Below are 17,871 nucleotides of genomic sequence, written 5' to 3'. Positions count from 1 at the left end.
GCCCCTTCACTCACTCAGGAAGGAAGCGTCTCCTAGCGGAAGTCGCTCGATCCCATGTCATAGTCATCCAGCGGGATGGCATGGAACTCAGGGCTGAGTCCGCCGTCGACACCTGCATAGTCAAAGTCGCTGAACGCGCTCGGACCGGTGAACAGGTTGGCCTTGGCTTCCTCGGTGGGCTCGACCGTGATCTTCGTGTAGCGATCCAGGCCGGTGCCGGCCGGGATGAGCTTACCGATGATCACGTTCTCCTTCAGGCCGAGCAGCGGATCGCTCTTGCCTTCCATGGCGGCCTGCGTGAGGACACGCGTGGTCTCCTGGAAGGAAGCAGCTGACAGCCAGGACTCCGTGGCGAGAGAAGCCTTGGTGATACCCATGAGCTCGGGCCTGCCTGAAGCAGGCTTCTTGCCCTCGGACACCACACGGCGGTTCTCGTTCTCGAAGCGGCGACGCTCGGCCAGCTCACCCGGGAGTAGGTCCGAGTCCCCCGACTCGATGACCGTGACGCGGCGCAGCATCTGCCGGACGATGACTTCCACGTGCTTGTCGTGGATGCCGACGCCCTGGCTGCGGTACACGCGCTGAACCTCGTCCACCAGGAATTCCTGTGCCTTGCGCGGGCCGAGGATGCGGAGGATCTGCTTGGGATCAACCGCACCGAAGACCAGCTGCTGGCCAACCTCGACGTGATCGCCGTCGGCTACCAGCAGGCGTGCACGCCGCAGTACCGGGTAGGCGATCTCTTCGGAGCCGTCGTCCGGAGTAACCACGAGGCGCAACTGCTTCTCTGCGTCCTCGATGGTGACCCGTCCGGCGACCTCGGAGATCGGCGCGACACCCTTGGGTGTACGCGCTTCGAAGAGCTCCTGGATACGGGGCAGACCCTGGGTGATGTCTTCCGCCGATGCAACACCACCGGTGTGGAAGGTACGCATGGTCAACTGCGTGCCCGGCTCACCGATGGACTGCGCAGCGATGATGCCGACTGCTTCACCGATGTCCACGGTCTTGCCGGTGGCCAGCGAACGGCCGTAGCACAGTGCGCAGGTACCGACACTGGACTCACACGTCAGGACCGAGCGGACCTTGATGTCCGTCACTCCAGCCGCAAACAGCTTGCTGATCAGCACGTCGCCGACGTCGGACGCAGCAGGAGCCAACACCTCGCCCTTGGAATCAACGACGTCGGTAGCCAGCGTGCGTGCGTAAGCCGAGTTCTCGACTTCCTCATGCAGGACGAGCTCGCCGTCGTGATTCGGTACAGCGATGGTGACATTCAGACCGCGCTCGGTACCGCAATCGTCCTCGCGGACGATAACGTCCTGGGACACGTCCACGAGACGACGGGTCAGGTAACCCGAGTTCGCGGTACGCAGAGCGGTATCGGCGAGACCCTTACGGGCACCGTGCGTGGCGATGAAGTACTCCAGAACCGACAGGCCCTCACGGTAGGAGGACTTGATCGGACGCGGGATGATCTCACCCTTGGGGTTTGCCACCAGGCCACGGATACCGGCGATCTGACGAACCTGCAGCCAGTTACCACGGGCGCCGGAAGACACCATGCGGTTGATGGTGTTGTCCTTCGGCATTGCACCGCGCATGGACTCGGCTACCTCGTTGGTTGCCTTGTTCCAGATGTCGATCAGTTCCTGACGGCGTTCCTCATCAGCGATGAGGCCTTTGTCGAACTGCGACTGCACCTTGGCTGCCTGCGTCTCGTAGCCCTCCATGATTCCGGCCTTGTTGATCGGCGCGGAGATGTCGGAGATGGCCACGGTCACGCCTGAACGGGTTGCCCAGTAGAAACCGGCGTCCTTCAGGTTGTCCAGCGTTGCCGCGGTGACGACCTTCGGGTAGCGCTCGGCGAGATCGTTCACGATCGTGGAGAGCTCACCCTTGTCAGCGACCTTGTCCACCCAGGGGTAATCCTCAGGCAGGGTGTCGTTGAACAGGACCTGGCCGAGCGAGGTTTCGATCAGCGCCGGAGTGCCTTCTTCCCAGCCTTCGGGGGCTGTGGTGTCAGGACCCGGGATGAAGTGCGGAACACGGATCTTCACGACCGAGTTCAAGTGCAGCTCGCCGGAGTCGAAGGCCATGATCGCCTCAGCCGGGCTGGAGAAGATACGTCCCTCCCCTGCCGAACCCTCACGCTTGGTGGTCAGGTGGTGCAGACCGATGATCATGTCCTGCGAAGGAAGGGTCACCGGACGGCCGTCCGAAGGCTTCAGGATGTTGTTCGAGGACAGCATCAGGATGCGTGCCTCAGCCTGGGCCTCCGGGCTCAGCGGCAGGTGCACTGCCATCTGGTCGCCGTCGAAGTCAGCGTTGAACGCGCCACAGACCAGCGGGTGAAGCTGGAGGGCCTTGCCTTCAACCAGCTGCGGCTCGAACGCCTGGATGCCGAGACGGTGCAGGGTAGGCGCACGGTTCAGCAGCACGGGGTGCTCGGTGATGATCTCTTCGAGGACATCCCAGACCTGCGGGCGGTAACGCTCAACCATGCGCTTCGCGCTCTTGATGTTCTGAGCGTGGTTGAGGTCAACCAGACGCTTCATCACGAACGGCTTGAAGAGCTCCAGGGCCATCTGCTTGGGCAGACCACACTGGTGCAGCTTCAGCTGCGGACCAACGACGATGACCGAACGGCCCGAGTAGTCGACGCGCTTGCCAAGGAGGTTCTGGCGGAAGCGGCCCTGCTTGCCCTTGAGCATGTCAGAGAGCGACTTCAGCGGGCGGTTGCCCGGCCCGGTGACCGGACGTCCGCGACGACCGTTGTCGAACAGGGAATCAACAGCTTCCTGGAGCATGCGCTTTTCGTTGTTCACGATGATCTCGGGTGCGCCGAGATCGAGCAGGCGCTTCAGGCGGTTGTTGCGGTTGATCACGCGACGGTACAGGTCGTTCAGGTCGGAGGTCGCGAAGCGGCCACCGTCCAGCTGAACCATCGGGCGCAGTTCCGGCGGGATCACCGGTACGGCATCGAGCACCATGCCCAGCGGGCTGTTGGTGGTGGTCAGGAACGCGTTGACAACCTTCAGGCGCTTCAGGGCGCGGGTCTTGCGCTGGCCCTTGCCATTCTGGATGATGTCGCGGAGCAGCGCGGCCTCAGCCTGCATGTCGAAGTTCTCGAGGCGCTTCTTGATTGCCTCGGCTCCCATGGAGCCCTCGAAGTACAGACCGTAGCGGTCGCGGAGTTCACGGTAGAGGCCCTCGTCACCTTCGAGGTCTGCAACCTTGAGGGTCTTGAAACGGTCCCAGACCTGCTCGAGGCGCTCGATCTCAGCATCCGCACGCTTGCGGAGGTTCGCCATCTGGCGGTCCGCCGAGTCACGTGCCTTCTTCTTGTCCGCAGCCTTGGCGCCTTCACCCTCAAGACGGGCAAGCTCGTCCTCGAGGTCGCGGGCGATGGCAGCAATGTCGGAGTCCCGCTGGTCGACGAGCTGCTTCTTCTCGAGGTCGTGTTCGGCCTGGAGGTTAGGCAGTTCGGCGTGACGGTTCTCCTCGTCCACCGAGGTGATCATGTAGGCGGCGAAGTAGATGACCTTTTCCAGGTCTTTCGGTGCCAGATCAAGGAGGTAGCCAAGACGCGACGGAACGCCCTTGAAGTACCAGATGTGTGTCACGGGAGCGGCCAGCTCGATGTGGCCCATGCGCTCACGGCGCACCTTGGCACGGGTGACCTCAACGCCACACCGCTCACAGATGATTCCCTTGAAACGCACGCGCTTGTACTTGCCGCAGTAGCATTCCCAGTCACGCGATGGGCCGAAGATCTTCTCGCAGAAGAGTCCGTCCTTCTCAGGCTTGAGGGTGCGGTAGTTGATGGTTTCCGGCTTCTTGACTTCGCCGTACGACCAACCGCGGATCTCTTCCGCGGTGGCCAGGCCGATTCGCATGTGGCCGAATGAGGATTCGCTGGACATATGGTCCCTGTCTCTCTTTATTCTCTAAATTCACAAAGTCTTATGGGTGCGGCGAGGGTCTGCGACTAGACCTCTTCGACAGAACTCGGCTCGGCCCGTGAGAGGTCGATGCCCAGCTCCTCCGCGGCCCGGAAGACTTCTTCATCCGAGTCACGCATCTCGATCGTGGTGCCGTCCGTGGAAAGTACTTCCACGTTCAGGCACAGCGACTGCATTTCCTTGATCAGAACCTTGAAGGATTCCGGAACACCCGGCTCGGGGATGTTCTCGCCCTTGACGATTGCCTCGTACACCTTGACGCGTCCGTGGATGTCATCAGACTTGATGGTCAGGAGTTCCTGCAGCGTGTAGGCCGCACCGTAAGCCTCGAGGGCCCACACTTCCATCTCACCGAAGCGCTGGCCGCCGAACTGCGCCTTACCACCCAGCGGCTGCTGCGTGATCATCGAGTACGGGCCGGTGGACCGGGCGTGAATCTTGTCATCCACCAGGTGGTGGAGCTTCAGGATGTACATGTAGCCGACGGAGATCGGATCCGGGAACGGCTCGCCGGAGCGGCCGTCGAACATGCGTGCCTTGCCGGACTCGCCGATGAGGCGGTGTCCGTCGCGGGTGACGTTCGTGGAACCAAGGAGACCGACGATCTCATCCTCGGTAGCGCCGTCGAACACTGGTGTTGCGACGGTGGTGGTGTCAATCTCCCGGGGAAGGTTCGGAAGGTTCTTGAGCCACTCGGGCTCGCCCTCGATCTTCCAGCCCTGCTTGGCAGCCCATCCGAGGTGGATCTCGAGGACCTGGCCGACGTTCATACGGCCCGGAACACCCAGCGGGTTCAGGACGATATCAACAGGGGTTCCGTCCTCGAGGAACGGCATGTCCTCGATCGGCAGGATCTTGGAGATGACGCCCTTGTTGCCGTGACGGCCGGCCAGCTTGTCGCCGTCCGTGATCTTGCGCTTCTGGGCAACGTAGACGCGCACCAGCTGGTTGACGCCCGGGGGCAGCTCGTCGTCATTGTCGCGGTCGAAGATGCGGACACCGATGACCGTGCCGGACTCCCCGTGGGGAACCTTCAGCGATGTGTCGCGGACCTCGCGGCTCTTCTCGCCGAAGATGGCACGCAGCAGGCGCTCTTCCGGGGTCAGTTCCGTTTCACCCTTGGGGGTAACACGGCCAACCAGGATGTCGCCGGCCTCGACCTCTGCACCGATATGGATGATGCCGCGCTCATCGAGCGCGCCAAGCACCTCTTCGGAGACGTTCGGGATGTCGCGGGTGATTTCCTCGGCACCAAGCTTTGTGTCGCGGGCGTCAACCTCGTGCTCCTCGATGTGGATCGAGGTCAGGACATCGTCGGAGACGATGCGCTGGGACAGGATGATCGCGTCCTCGAAGTTGTGGCCTTCCCAGGACATGAACGCAACGAGCATGTTCTTGCCGAGCGCGAGCTCGCCCTGGTCCGTGGAGGGACCGTCCGCGATGATCGTGTTGTACTCGACGCGGTCGCCCTCGCCAACCAGCACACGCTGGTTGTAGGCGTTGCCCTGGTTGGAGCGCGCGAACTTCATGATCGGGTAGTTGGTCTCGGTGCCGTCATCATTCAGGACGGTCACCAGATCAGCCGATACCTCTGACACCACACCAGCCTTATTGGCCGTTACGGCGTCACCGGCGTCAACGGCGGCGTTCCGCTCCATACCGGTGCCCACGAGGGGCCGCTCGGAACGGAGCAGGGGCACGGCCTGACGCTGCATGTTCGCACCCATGAGGGCGCGGTTGGCGTCGTCGTGCTCCAGGAACGGGATCATCGCGGTTGCGACGGACACCATCTGGCGCGGGGAGACATCCATGTACTCAACGTCCGCGGCTTCGACGAGAACGGGCTCGCCTGAACCACCACGGGTACGCACGAGGACCATGTCCTCTTCGAACTTGTTGTTCGAATCGAGCGGCGCGTTTGCCTGGGCAATCAGCCGCTCAACCTCGTCGTCTGCCGTGAGGTAGTCGATCTGGTCGGTGACGACGCCGTTCTCAACCTTGCGGTACGGGGTCTCGATGAAACCGAAGGTGTTGATCCGGCCGTAGGATGCCAGCGAGCCGATCAGGCCGATGTTCGGGCCTTCAGGAGTTTCGATCGGGCACATGCGGCCGTAGTGGGACGGGTGAACGTCACGGACCTCCATGCCGGCGCGGTCACGGGAGAGACCACCCGGGCCCAGCGCGGACAGGCGGCGCTTGTGCGTCAGTCCGGCGAGCGGGTTGTTCTGGTCCATGAACTGCGACAGCTGGGAAGTTCCGAAGAATTCCTTGATCGCAGCGACAACCGGGCGGATGTTGATCAGGGTCTGCGGCGTGATCGCCTCGACGTCCTGGGTGGTCATCCGCTCGCGGACAACGCGCTCCATACGGGACAGGCCAGTGCGGACCTGGTTCTCGATGAGCTCACCGACGGCGCGGATGCGGCGGTTGCCGAAGTGGTCGATGTCATCGACCTCAACGCGCAGCTCCACGTCTTCGCCGTCACGCTTGCCCGTCAGGGTGGTCTCACCGGCGTGCAGTGCAACCAGGAACTTGATCATCGCGACGATGTCATCGATGTTCAAGACCGAGGCGTCAGAATCACCGAGGTTCTTGTCGATGCCGAGCTTGCGGTTGATCTTGTACCGGCCAACCTTCGCCAGGTCATAACGCTTGGAGTTGAAGTACAGGTTATCCAGCAGCGTCTTGGCGGCCTCGACCGTGGGCGGCTCTCCCGGGCGGAGCTTGCGGTAGATATCCAGCAAGGCGTCTTCCTGGGTCTCCGTAGCGTCCTTCTCGAGGGTGGCGCGGATGGAATCATACTCGCCGAATGTCTCGAGGATCTGGCCTTCAGTCCAGCCAAGGGCCTTGAGGAGCACGGTGACCGACTGCTTGCGCTTGCGGTCAAGGCGTACGCCAACCTGATCGCGCTTGTCGATCTCGAGCTCGAACCAGGCACCACGAGACGGGATGATCTTCGCGCTGAAGATGTCCTTGTCACTGGTCTTGTCCGCAGCGCGCTCGAAGTACGCACCGGGGGAACGAACGAGCTGGGAGACAACGACACGCTCGGTGCCGTTGATGACGAACGTACCCTTCTCCGTCATCAGCGGGAAGTCGCCCATGAACACGGTCTGCTGCTTGATCTCGCCCGTGTTGTTGTTCATGAACTCGGCCTTGACGTACAGCGGGGCCGCGTACGTTGCGTCGCGGTCCTTGCACTCAGCCATGGTGTACTTCGGATCAGCGAATTCAGGCTCCGAGAAGCTCAGGGACATGGTGCCCTGGAAGTCCTCGATCGGAGAAATCTCTTCGAAGATGTCAGCGAGGCCGGAAGTGGTGGCGACACCCTGGAGGCCCTGCTTCAGCGCTTCTTCAACTCGCGCCTTCCAGCGCTCGTTGCCTACCAGCCAGTCAAAGCTGTCTGTCTGCAGGGCGAGAAGATTGGGAACGTCCAGCGGTTCGTGAATCTTTGCGAATGATAGCCGGGGTGCGGCGCCGTCGGCGTCGACCTGGCTGGTAGCGGTTGCATTAAGTGAGGTGCTCGGGGCGACCAAGAGGGATCCTTCCACAGACCAACAGGCGTGTTCTTACGATCACTCCCTGCACCGGTTAGGTGCCAACCTGACGCCCGCATTCGCTCATCGGATACAGCCCAGAGGGAAGCCAATGAGGGCAACCCGACTTTTCCGTTAAATGACGAATGCGTGGCAAAGCCCACCGCTATATGAAGGCTGAGGTTATGAGGGAAGACGCAAATATCTACTGTACGTCAGGGTAGCGACAATGTCCAACCGGATGTGGTATACGGGTTCGACGGCAATCGATCGCAGCAAGATGGTTTCAGTGAATGGTCATTAGCTGAAAAGCGACCGTGTGGCGGTAATCTTGAAGTAGGACGCGCCGGCAGCACCATGCGCCGTGCAATTCGATGACGAAAGCGAGCGGAACCTCCCATGAACAGTCCCGAGCAGAACCCCCAGGATGTTGTCATCGTAGGCGGTGCACGCACTCCGCAGGGCCGCCTCAATGGACAGCTGGCAGCCTTCACCGCAGTCGAGCTTGGCGCCTTCGCCGTTGCCGGTGCGCTGGAACGGTCCGGAGTGTCGGCCGCAGATGTGGACGCCGTCATCCTGGGCCACGTTGTGCAGGCCGGTTGTGGCCAGAACCCGGCACGGCAGACCTCCATCAAGGCCGGCATCGGCTGGGATGTTCCTACCGTGACGGTCAACAAGGTCTGCCTTTCCGGCCTCACCGCGGTGATTGACGCTGCACGGCTGATCCGCAGCGGAGAGGCGAGCGTCGTCGTCGCCGGCGGACAGGAATCCATGACGCATGGTCCGCACCTGCTTCCCGGCGCCCGCCAGGGTTGGACCTACGGCACAATGCCCGCAGTCGATTCCGTCGCGCACGACGGCCTCACCGACGCTTTCGACTCCGAATCGATGGGCGCGTCGACCGAACGCGGCAACACGGGCCTGGGTATCGACCGGACAGCACAGGACGAGGTCGCCGCATCCTCACACCAGCGTGCCGCGGCAGCAACAGAGTCCGGAGTGTTCAAGGACGAGATTGTTCCCGTGCACGTTCCGCAGCGCAAGGGCGATGACCTGGTTGTCTCCGCGGACGAGGGGTTGCGGCCCAACACCACCGTCGAAACCCTCGCCGGATTGAAGCCCGCCTTCGCGAAGGATGGCACCATCACTGCGGGGAACTCCTCCCCGCTGTCCGACGGCGCGGCCGCCCTGGTACTGACCAGCCGGGAGAATGCGGAAGCCAACGGCTGGGAGATCCTTGCCGTTGTAGGGCGCCCCGGCCAGGTGGCGGGACCGGATAATTCCCTGCACTCCCAGCCGTCCAAGGCCATTGAGCAGGCTCTCGACCGCGCTGGGTGGAGTACCGCCGACCTCGATTTTGTCGAGATCAACGAAGCTTTCGGTTCGGTTGCCTGCCAATCCCTCAAGGACCTCGACCTGCCGCTGGACAAATGCAATATCCACGGCGGTGCGATCGCGCTCGGCCACCCTATTGGCGCATCAGGGGCACGGCTCGCCCTCCATGCGGCACTGGAACTGCAGCGCAGAGGCAGCGGAAAAGCCGCGGTATCCCTCTGCGGCGGCGGCGGCCAGGGCGAGGCGCTCCTGCTGTACCGCGACTGACACCCGGCGTGCCCTGCGGTGCCCGCAGACCATCAGGCCGCAGACACAAAACAGCCCCGGAACCAGATGGTTCCGGGGCTGTTTTAGAAGGTTCGAAGAACCTACTTGAGGGTGACGGTAGCGCCGGCGGCCTCGAGGGCCTCCTTGGCCTTCTCTGCCGTTTCCTTGTTGGCGCCTTCGAGAACAGCCTTCGGTGCACTGTCTACAACGTCCTTGGCCTCTTTCAGGCCGAGGGAGGTGAGGGCGCGAACTTCCTTGATAACCGCGATCTTCTTGTCGCCGGCAGCTTCGAGGATGACGTCGAAGGAATCCTTCTCTTCCTCAGCAGCTTCGCCTGCGCCGCCGCCGCCGGGGCCTGCAACTGCAACTGCAGCAGCGGTGACGTCGAAGGTCTCCTCGAACAGCTTGACGAAGTCCGAGAGTTCGATGATGGACAGTTCCTTGAAGGCTTCAATGAGCTCTTCGTTGGTGAGCTTTGCCATGGCTAAAGCATCCTTCCTGATGTGGTGCGCGCGGCACCGGAGTGTGGTGGGTGAGAATTACTTCTCTTCGGGGGCAGCTGCTTCTTCGGCAGCCTCGGCAGGAGCGGCATCCGCGGCTGCGGGTGCCTCCTCTGCCGCGGGAGCTTCGGCGGTTGCCGCAGGTGCAGCGTCCCCGTTCTCCTCCAACTTGATGCGCAGGGCATCGACGGTGCGGGCAAGTGCGGACATGGGTGCCTTGAGGACACCTGCCACACGGGCCAGCTGGAACTCACGCGACTCAAGAGCAGCAAGAGCGACTACCGCCGTGGCGTCGAGGGCCTTGCCCTCGAAGTAACCGGTCTTGATGACGAGCTGTGGGTTGGTCTTCGCGAAATCCGTCAGGCTCTTTGCCGCAGCAACGGCGTCACCCTTGATGAAAGCGATTGCAGTGGGTCCGGCAAGCTGGCCTTCGAACGCGTCGATGCCGGCTTCCTTGGCTGCAATGCCAGTCAGGGTGTTCTTGACGACAGCGTATTTGGTCTCGGCGCCGAGTGAACGGCGCAGTTCCTTAAGCTGTGCAACGGAGAGCCCACGGTATTCGGTTAGGACAGCAGCGGTGGATTCCTTGAAATCAGTGGTGATCTCATCCACGGCCGAAACCTTTGTTGGCGTTGCCATAACCCTCCTTCCGGGGAATTGGTGCCGGTGATCGGCCCAATAAAAACGCCCCGCGCAGATGCACGGGGCTTGACCACTCAGAGCTTGTTACTCTCCGGAAGGTTTAGCTTCGTTCACCTGCGCTGGCCGCCCTTACGGGAACTTTCAGATGCACACAAGAAGCTGAACGAATTCAGGCAGGTGTTCATCGACCGACGGTCTTTGGTACTTCAACCTTACGGGACAGGGGCGGAGCGGCCAAATTGGCCACCCTACCCCTTCATCCCGCGGACTCCAGCTTCTTCTGCCAGGCGGCGGTATATCCCTCAGGTGTGAATCCAAGCTCAATATTGACGTCAAGCATGTGCCGGTTCTCCTCGGCATTCCACGTGTAGACCTGCCGCGTTTCGGGCCAGACGTCGGGAACGGCAAGCAGGTTCGCCGCCTTGAGCCACATTCCCAGACGGTGACCGCGGTGGGCGGAAAGCACCAGGGTGTCCTCCTGATAGGCCGTTTCAGGCTTCTCCGCGCGCCTTTCAAGAATGGTATGACCGACCAGGTGTCCGCTCGGCCTATGGAGAACAGCACGAACGAGACTGCTGCCGCGCTCACGTTCAAGGCGGCCCTCATTCTCACGCACGCGGCCTCCGTCCCACACCTCTTCTTCCCAGTCCAGCTCCCCCATCGGGACGTCGGTGCTCATGGTCTTCCGTAAGTGTGCGTACTCCTCGAGGAGCTCATCAGGGCATCGGTCCACCCAGTCCACCACGGCATAATCCGGACCTGCGATTCTGGCTGCATCAGCGGCAAGCGCTGTGAGCCGGCTGGAGTTCCAATTCACCGGGAGCACGCTGCACCGATCCACCTGCGCGAGGGAGAATCCGCGTGCAGTGGCGAAACAGGCAGCGAGCGACGTCGACGGGAAGGCGCCTGCCCCTGTTGCCGGAGTGAGTACCCTGGCCGGATCGAAACCGGCCCGGTGATCCGTCCACCCCATGATCGTGGAGCGACCGCGCCGCTGCGCATGATCCTCGACGGCGGCGTAGAGGGCTGAGCCGAAGCCCAGCCTGCGCCGCTCAGGATGGACGATGACGAACGCGTAGCAGGTTTGAAGATTGTCCGTGAGCGGTACGTCCACGACGGCCTTTCCCACCACCCGTTCCCCCTCAAAAGCAAGGAAGATGGCCCGTTCCTCGTAATGATTCGGTTTAGAGCTCTCGAACCGCGTCTGTGCCGTATGGCAGTGATCGTCATTGCCCCATACCTCTCGCTCAATGAGGTTGCTGAGCTCTGAAGCGGCAATGAACGGTTGGGCCTCGGGTACATCCAGCGACTCTGGCAGCACATACGGCCGAACACTCACGTCGGTAATGGTCATGGTCAGAATTCTCGCTTTGTGATTGGGATATGTCAATCACTTTCCCTGTCTGCGCCGGATCCGCGCTGGTTACAGGCATGAAAAAGGCGGGTGCGGCAATAGCCGCACCCGCCTCAACACATCGAATCCTTAGGCGTCTGCCAGGACCTTGGTGACGTTCGGGTCAACCGAGATGCTCGGTCCGAAGGTGGTGGTGACCGTTGCCTTTTGGATGTAGCGGCCCTTGGAAGCTGACGGCTTCAGGCGGAGCACTTCCTCCAGCGCAATCGCGTAATTCTCGGCCAGCTTGCGCTCGTCGAAGGAGACCTTACCGATGATGAAGTGGAGATTGGAGTGCTTGTCGACGCGGAAGTCGATCTTTCCACCCTTGATGTCGGTGACAGCCTTGGTGACGTCGGGGGTGACGGTACCGGTCTTCGGGTTGGGCATGAGGTTACGGGGACCCAACACCTTACCGAGGCGGCCAACCTTGCCCATGAGGTCAGGGGTGGCAACTGCTGCGTCGAAATCGACCCAACCGCCGGCTACCTTCTCGATCATGTCGTCTGACCCGACGAAATCGGCTCCGGCAGCAATTGCCGCCTCAGCCTTGTCACCTGTTGCGAAGACCAGGACGCGCTTGGTCTTGCCGGTGCCGTGAGGCAGGTTGACGGTGCCGCGCACCATCTGGTCTGCCTTACGGGGATCAACGCCGAGGCGGAAAGCCACCTCTACCGTTGCGTCGAATGATGAAGGATTGGTTTCCTTCGCCAGGGCTACTGCCTCTACCGGCGCGTACTGCTTGTTCGCGTCGATCTTGGCGGCAGCTGCCTCATATGCTTTGCTGCGCTTTGCCATCTGCTCTTTCTCCTTATGCAGTTGTGGTCTACGGACCGCGCTGGGCCCTGCCACAGACATCCTGTGCCCGTATGGCACGGTGTCATTCTTTGATCTATAAGTGGTTGTCGATGCTAGTCGACGGAGATGCCCATCGACCGGGCGGTACCGGCGATGATCTTGGCTGCTGCCTGGACATCATTGGCGTTGAGGTCTTCCATCTTCATGGTGGCGATTTCCTCAACCTGCGCCCGGCTCAGCTTGGCAACCTTGACGGTGTGCGGCGTAGCCGAACCCTTCTGCACGCCTGCTGCCTTCTTGATCAGCTCGGCGGCCGGCGGGGTCTTGGTGACGAAGGTGAACGAGCGATCCTCGTACACCGTGATTTCAACGGGAATAACGTTCCCGCGCTGGGATTCTGTTGCGGCGTTGTACGCCTTGCAGAACTCCATGATGTTGACACCGTGCTGGCCAAGTGCCGGACCGATCGGAGGAGCCGGGTTGGCGGCGCCTGCGTTGATCTGCAGCTTGATGAGGCCGGTGACCTTCTTCTTGGGGGCCATGAAAGGGTCCTTTTCTTACATTTCGTTCCTCGGGACAGGAGCGTCCCGGGGATGGTGACCGCCATGGCGTGGCGGCCGGCCGTCCTGACGGGTCAAAGCGGACCCGTCGAAGACGAAACTTACTGGATCTTGGTTACCTGGTTAAACGAGAGGGTAACCGGGGTCTCGCGCTCGAAGATGGAAACCAGCACAACGAGCTGCTGGGATTCCGGCTTGATCTCGGAGATAGTGGCCGGAAGAGTCTCGAAGGGACCCTCGTTGACGGTGACGGACTCGCCGACCTCGAAGTTGACCATGGCTGGTGTGACCTGTGCGCGCGCCGGCTTACCTGCCTCGCCGCCGCTCTTCACAATGGTGTGCTCCAGCATCGAGAAAACCTCGTTAAGGCTCAACGGCACGGGATCATGCGCGTTACCGACGAACCCTGTGACGCCGGGGGTGTGCCGAACCGCGCCCCACGACTCATCCGTGAGGTCCATGCGTACCAGCACGTAGCCCGGGATACGGACGCGGTTCACGATCTTGCGCGTGGTGTTTTTGATCTCCACGACTTCTTCCATGGGCACCTGGATCTCGAAAATGAAATCCTCCATGTCCAGGGTCTGGATACGGGTTTCCAGGTTCGCCTTTACGCGGTTCTCATAACCGGCGTAGGAGTGGATCACGTACCAGTCGCCGTCCTGGCGACGAAGCTTCGACTTGAACTCGGCAACCGGGTCCACCTCGGGTTCCGGAGCCTCCTCAGCAGAGTCCGCCTCAACCGAGGTGTCTTCGCTGGTAGCGGCGTCATCACTGGAAGAGGAGTCATCGCTGGAAGCGGAGCCATCGCTAGCAGCGGCGTCATCACTGTCCGCGGGCGCAGCGGTATCAGCAGGGGCGTCTTCCGCACCTGCTGCTGTTACCTGATCCTCGGTACCCAGATCTTCCTCGTCGGTTGTGATCTGTCGTTCGAGTTCTTGCTCGGACACCTAGCTGCCTGCTTTCTGGATTGCTGTGCTTGCTCGATACTGCCTCTTGAGGGCAGAAACTAGCTGCCGCCGAAGACCCACACCGCACCGGCGCCGAACAACAAGTCCAAACCGGTGACGATGAGCATCATGATGATCACGAACACCAGGACGGTGATAGTGAACCGGATCAGTTCCTTGCGGGTGGGGACAACCACCTTGCGCAGTTCGGCGATGACCTGACGTACAAACAGGATGATCCGACCGAAGAATCCACGCTTCGGACTCTCCTTGCCGGCGGGGTTTCCCTTGGAGCTGCTTTCAGCCGTATCGGTCACCTTCAACCTCACCAATCCTGTAGGTACCTGAGCTGGCCGCACTGACCCATCACTCATAGAGCGTTCAACGCCGCACTGCCGCATGCTGTCCATGACGGTGATGCGCAGGGCAGACAGGACTCGAACCTGCAACCTGCGGTTTTGGAGACCGCTGCGCTACCAATTGCGCCACTACCCTTTGGAGTGAAGATTCGCTGCTGCCCCTACCCTCAGCAATACCGCTGCGCAGGCACGGACCATCATGGCGACTTCAACACCGAGGAACTAGTCTACGCAATCACGGACCCGACGTCGAACCGGACGAACCTCGCGCGTTCGAACGCCTCCTGCCCCGTCATCCAGTGCGTCGCGACAGGCTGTGTTCAGCGGGTAAGCCCTAAGCTGAGACAAGGGCTTACACCCGAGCCTGACCTCATCTCCAAGACCAACCCACCTCAACTGACGGGAAGACCATGACTGCCGCTGATGCCCTGTCCCAGCACTCCAACGGACGCGTGTCCCAGCGAATCGGCGCGATCGCAGAGTCAGCGACGCTGGCCGTCGACGCCAGGGCCAAAGCGCTGAAGGCGGCAGGACGGCCTGTAATAGGCTTCGGCGCAGGCGAGCCGGACTTCCCCACACCGGATTACATCGTGGATGCCGCAGTCGACGCCGCTCGTCAGCCCCGGTTCCACCGCTACTCCCCCGCAGGGGGGCTGCCGGAACTCAAGCAGGCTGTTGCCGAGAAGACCCTGCGTGATTCCGGCTATGAGGTGGACCCGGCCCAGGTTCTGGTGACCAACGGCGGCAAACAGGCAGTCTACGAGTCGTTCGCCACGCTGCTGGACCCGGGCGACGAGGTGCTGGTCCCGACCCCGTACTGGACCACCTACCCGGAGGCCATCCGGCTGGCCGGAGGAGTCCCGGTCGAGGTTTTTGCCGGCCCGGAGCAGTCCTACCTGGTATCCATCGACCAGCTCGAGGCCGCACGGACGCCGCGCACAAAGATCCTGCTCTTCGTTTCCCCCTCCAACCCCACCGGCTCGGTGTACTCCCCGGAACAGGTTCGCGAAATCGGTGAGTGGGCGGCCGGTCACGGCCTGTGGGTAGTCACGGACGAGATCTACGAACACCTCACCTACGACGACGTCCCCTTCACCTCCATTGCGACAGCCGCACCCTCGCTGGGCGACCGCGTGGTGATCCTGAACGGCGTGGCCAAGACCTATGCAATGACGGGCTGGCGCGTCGGTTGGATGATCGGCCCGAAGGACGTGGTGAAGGCAGCCACCAACCTGCAGTCACACGCAACGTCGAACGTGGCCAACGTGTCACAGATGGCGGCTCTCGCAGCTGTGTCCGGACCACTGACCGCAGTGGAGGAGATGAAGAAGTCCTTCGACCGCCGTCGTCGTGCCATGGTTTCCGGGTTGAACGAGATTGACGGTATCCAGTGCCCCACACCGCACGGCGCGTTTTACGCGTATGCGGATGTCCGCGAACTCCTCGGCAGGGAGCTTGCCGGTGCACGGCCGGCGACGTCGGCAGAACTGGCTGCCCTGATCCTCGACACCGTCGAGGTAGCGGTGGTCCCCGGTGAGGCTTTTGGACCGAGCGGATATCTTCGACTTTCCTACGCGCTTGGCGACGAAGACCTCGCGACCGGCGTCGGCAGGCTCCAAGAGTTCCTCGGCACAGCACGGCATTAGAGCAGCCGGCGCTCCGCCGCCCAGCGGGTGAGCTCGTGCCGGGATGAGAGCTGCAGCTTCCGCAGCACCGCTGACACGTGGGTCTCGACGGTCTTGATGGAGATGAACAGTTCCTTCGCGACCTCCTTGTAGCTGTAACCGCGGGCGATCAGCCGCATCACTTCGAGTTCCCGGGCGGACAGCCGGTCGAGTTCGCTCTCGGCGGCCGCTACCGCTGCAGTGCCGAACGCATCGAGTACAAACCCGGCGAGCCGTGGCGAGAACACTGCATCGCCTGACGCCACGCGCAGCACCGCGTTGGAGATGTCAGCGCCCGTGATGGTCTTGGTGACATATCCGCGGGCGCCTGCCCGGATGACGGTGACTACGTCTTCGGCGGAATCGGACACGCTGAGCGCCAGGAACCGCGTGGTCTGGCGGACGTCACCGCATCCTGCGATCACCTCAGCGCCTCCCCCGCCTTTGCCTCCCGGCAAATGGACATCGAGGAGGACTACCTGCGGCTGCTGTTCCAGGATGACCGCGATGGCCTCCTCCACCGTGGCTGCCTCACCGACAACCCGGACACGGCCGTCGAGATCCGCCTTCACACCGGACCGGAAAATGGCGTGGTCATCAACAACGACGACGGTGATCGGCTCAGTCATGCGAAGCTCCTGCTTCCTCTTCGGGCATGGTCAGTTGAACTTCCGTTCCGGTTTCCGAACTGCGGATCCGGGCAGTACCTCCGTGGCGCTGCATGCGGTTGATGACCGATTCACGGATGCCCAGCCGGTCAGGCGGCACAGCTTCGGGGTCAAACCCCGCACCGCGGTCACGGACAAAGACCTGCGAAACTGCGGTCCCTGCCTCAAGATAGACGGAGACGGCGCCGCCAGCATGCTTGGCGGCGTTCAGGATGGCCTCGCGGGTTGCCTGCACCAAGGCATCCTGCCGCGGGGTCAGGGGCGCCTCTCCGACGGAGACGACGTCGACGGGATGCCCGTATTCCTCTTCCACCTCCGCTGCAACCGCCTTGATGCGGTCCGCGAGGTTGCCTGTCCGCTCAGCTGTGTCCGCGTAGAGCCACCGCCGCAGCTCCCTCTCCTGGGCGCGCGCCAGCCGGATGACATCCTGTTCCGAAGCGGCGCGGTTCTGGATCAGCGCCAGCGTCTGCAGCACGGAGTCGTGGAGGTGGGCGGCGATTTCCGCCCGCTGGGTTTCGCGGACGCGCGCCGACCGCTCAGCCTCGAGGTCCTCCCAGAACTTCAGCCCCCACGGCGCCAGCACCAGCCCTACGCCGCCGAGCACCGCAGCCGTGGCCAGGAGCACCGGCCAGGTGAACTCCCAGGACAGCGACCCGGACACGAGGATCAGCAGCCCGACCATCACCAGGACCAGGCCGGCAGCAAGCCGCGCCACACCTTCAGCCCGGGTGGCTCCAGCGTGATCCATCAGCCGGGCACGGCGGGCCTCGTCCAGTTGGGACCATGCGAGAACCGCGCCGAGGGCGACCGCACCGACGGGCACCAGCCAGCCCCACTGAACGGTCACGCCGAGCTGCTGCGCCACGAATGCGGCCGCGACCACGAGGAGCCCGACGCCGATCATCACTTCCCGGCTGCCCGCCGCTCCGAATGACCGGGCCGGCTTGGACCTCTGTCCTTCGAGGACGGGCGCACCCAACCGCAGTCCGGCGGGCGTCGCTACGCCCCGCCGTCGTTCTTCAGTGGTTGGAACCAGCAGCCACAGCCAGCCATAAAGAACGACGCCGGCACCGCCCACCAGGGAAAGCGCCACCATGGTGATGCGGGCCGCCCGCAACGAGACTCCAAGGTGCGCCGCCAGGCCACCGCAGACGCCCGCGATCAGGGCATCTTCGGAGCGGAGCAGCGGGGGTCTCATGAGTCAATCCAAGCACGCTCAGGGCTCAGCGTTACC

General features: G+C 62.5%; 13 protein-coding genes and 1 tRNA gene. 2 read left to right on the top strand and 12 right to left on the bottom strand.

All coding sequences use genetic code 11. From position 1 onward, the window contains the following. Positions 1 to 32 precede the first annotated feature (32 nt). Positions 33 to 3,926: a DNA-directed RNA polymerase subunit beta' gene (locus ASH00_RS01380; RefSeq protein WP_056543991.1), complete on the bottom strand. Its 3,894-nt coding sequence runs from the start codon at positions 3,924 to 3,926 to the stop codon at positions 33 to 35. Positions 3,927 to 3,991: 65 nt separating this feature from the next. Then, entirely contained in the window at positions 3,992 to 7,501 is a 3,510-nt protein-coding gene (rpoB, locus tag ASH00_RS01375; RefSeq protein WP_056543988.1) for a DNA-directed RNA polymerase subunit beta, read from the bottom strand. Positions 7,502 to 7,900: 399 nt separating this feature from the next. On the opposite strand from rpoB, the gene ASH00_RS01370 reads away from it, so the two are divergent. Continuing rightward, positions 7,901 to 9,103 carry an acetyl-CoA C-acetyltransferase gene (locus tag ASH00_RS01370; protein WP_056543985.1) on the top strand — a complete coding sequence of 401 codons (1,203 nt, stop codon included), beginning with the start codon at positions 7,901 to 7,903 and terminating at the stop codon, positions 9,101 to 9,103. 101 nt (positions 9,104 to 9,204) lie between these two features. On the opposite strand, the gene rplL is transcribed toward ASH00_RS01370, so the two are convergent. The 8 genes from rplL to ASH00_RS01330 form a co-directional block, all read right to left on the bottom strand. Further along, positions 9,205 to 9,585 carry a 50S ribosomal protein L7/L12 gene (rplL, locus tag ASH00_RS01365; RefSeq protein ID WP_056543982.1) on the bottom strand — a complete coding sequence of 127 codons (381 nt, stop codon included), beginning with the start codon at positions 9,583 to 9,585 and terminating at the stop codon, positions 9,205 to 9,207. A gap of 57 nt (positions 9,586 to 9,642) precedes the next feature. After that, positions 9,643 to 10,242, bottom strand: a complete 600-nt coding sequence (gene rplJ / locus ASH00_RS01360) for a 50S ribosomal protein L10 (protein ID WP_056543979.1) — start codon at positions 10,240 to 10,242, stop codon at positions 9,643 to 9,645. A 259-nt stretch (positions 10,243 to 10,501) separates the two neighbouring features. Next, the gene (locus ASH00_RS01355) at positions 10,502 to 11,599 is read right to left on the bottom strand and encodes a GNAT family N-acetyltransferase (protein ID WP_056543976.1); all 1,098 of its coding nucleotides are present in this window, start codon (positions 11,597 to 11,599) and stop codon (positions 10,502 to 10,504) included. Positions 11,600 to 11,728: 129 nt separating this feature from the next. After that, a complete protein-coding gene (gene rplA, locus ASH00_RS01350; protein ID WP_056543973.1) occupies positions 11,729 to 12,436 on the bottom strand; it encodes a 50S ribosomal protein L1 in 708 nt (235 codons plus the stop codon). Positions 12,437 to 12,549: 113 nt separating this feature from the next. Next, positions 12,550 to 12,978, bottom strand: a complete 429-nt coding sequence (gene rplK, locus ASH00_RS01345; RefSeq protein ID WP_056543970.1) for a 50S ribosomal protein L11 — start codon at positions 12,976 to 12,978, stop codon at positions 12,550 to 12,552. Positions 12,979 to 13,097: 119 nt separating this feature from the next. Then, positions 13,098 to 13,946, bottom strand: a complete 849-nt coding sequence (nusG, locus tag ASH00_RS01340; protein ID WP_056543969.1) for a transcription termination/antitermination protein NusG — start codon at positions 13,944 to 13,946, stop codon at positions 13,098 to 13,100. A gap of 59 nt (positions 13,947 to 14,005) precedes the next feature. After that, the gene (secE, locus tag ASH00_RS01335) at positions 14,006 to 14,263 is read right to left on the bottom strand and encodes a preprotein translocase subunit SecE (protein WP_235563106.1); all 258 of its coding nucleotides are present in this window, start codon (positions 14,261 to 14,263) and stop codon (positions 14,006 to 14,008) included. A 105-nt stretch (positions 14,264 to 14,368) separates the two neighbouring features. Beyond that, a tRNA-Trp gene (locus ASH00_RS01330) sits at positions 14,369 to 14,441 on the bottom strand. Between the two features lie 274 nt (positions 14,442 to 14,715). Here ASH00_RS01330 and ASH00_RS01325 point away from each other — a divergent pair. After that, positions 14,716 to 15,951, top strand: coding sequence for a pyridoxal phosphate-dependent aminotransferase (locus ASH00_RS01325; RefSeq protein ID WP_056543966.1), 1,236 nt, complete (start codon positions 14,716 to 14,718; stop codon positions 15,949 to 15,951). Here the strand turns inward: ASH00_RS01325 and ASH00_RS01320 are convergent. Both ASH00_RS01320 and ASH00_RS01315 read right to left on the bottom strand, forming a co-directional pair. After that, entirely contained in the window at positions 15,948 to 16,598 is a 651-nt protein-coding gene (locus ASH00_RS01320; protein WP_056543963.1) for a LuxR C-terminal-related transcriptional regulator, read from the bottom strand. The two genes, ASH00_RS01325 and ASH00_RS01320, sit on opposite strands and share 4 nt — an antisense overlap. Beyond that, positions 16,591 to 17,835 carry an ATP-binding protein gene (locus ASH00_RS01315; RefSeq protein ID WP_056543961.1) on the bottom strand — a complete coding sequence of 415 codons (1,245 nt, stop codon included), beginning with the start codon at positions 17,833 to 17,835 and terminating at the stop codon, positions 16,591 to 16,593. Before ASH00_RS01315 ends, ASH00_RS01320 begins: the two co-directional genes overlap by 8 nt. Positions 17,836 to 17,871 lie beyond the last annotated feature (36 nt).

The organism is Arthrobacter sp. Soil782 (assembly GCF_001428435.1).
GTDB classification, from domain to species: Bacteria; Actinomycetota; Actinomycetes; order Actinomycetales; family Micrococcaceae; genus Arthrobacter_D; species Arthrobacter_D parietis.
The sequence above is the reverse complement of the archived record's forward strand: the minus strand, read 5'-3'. Positions and strand labels throughout refer to the sequence as shown.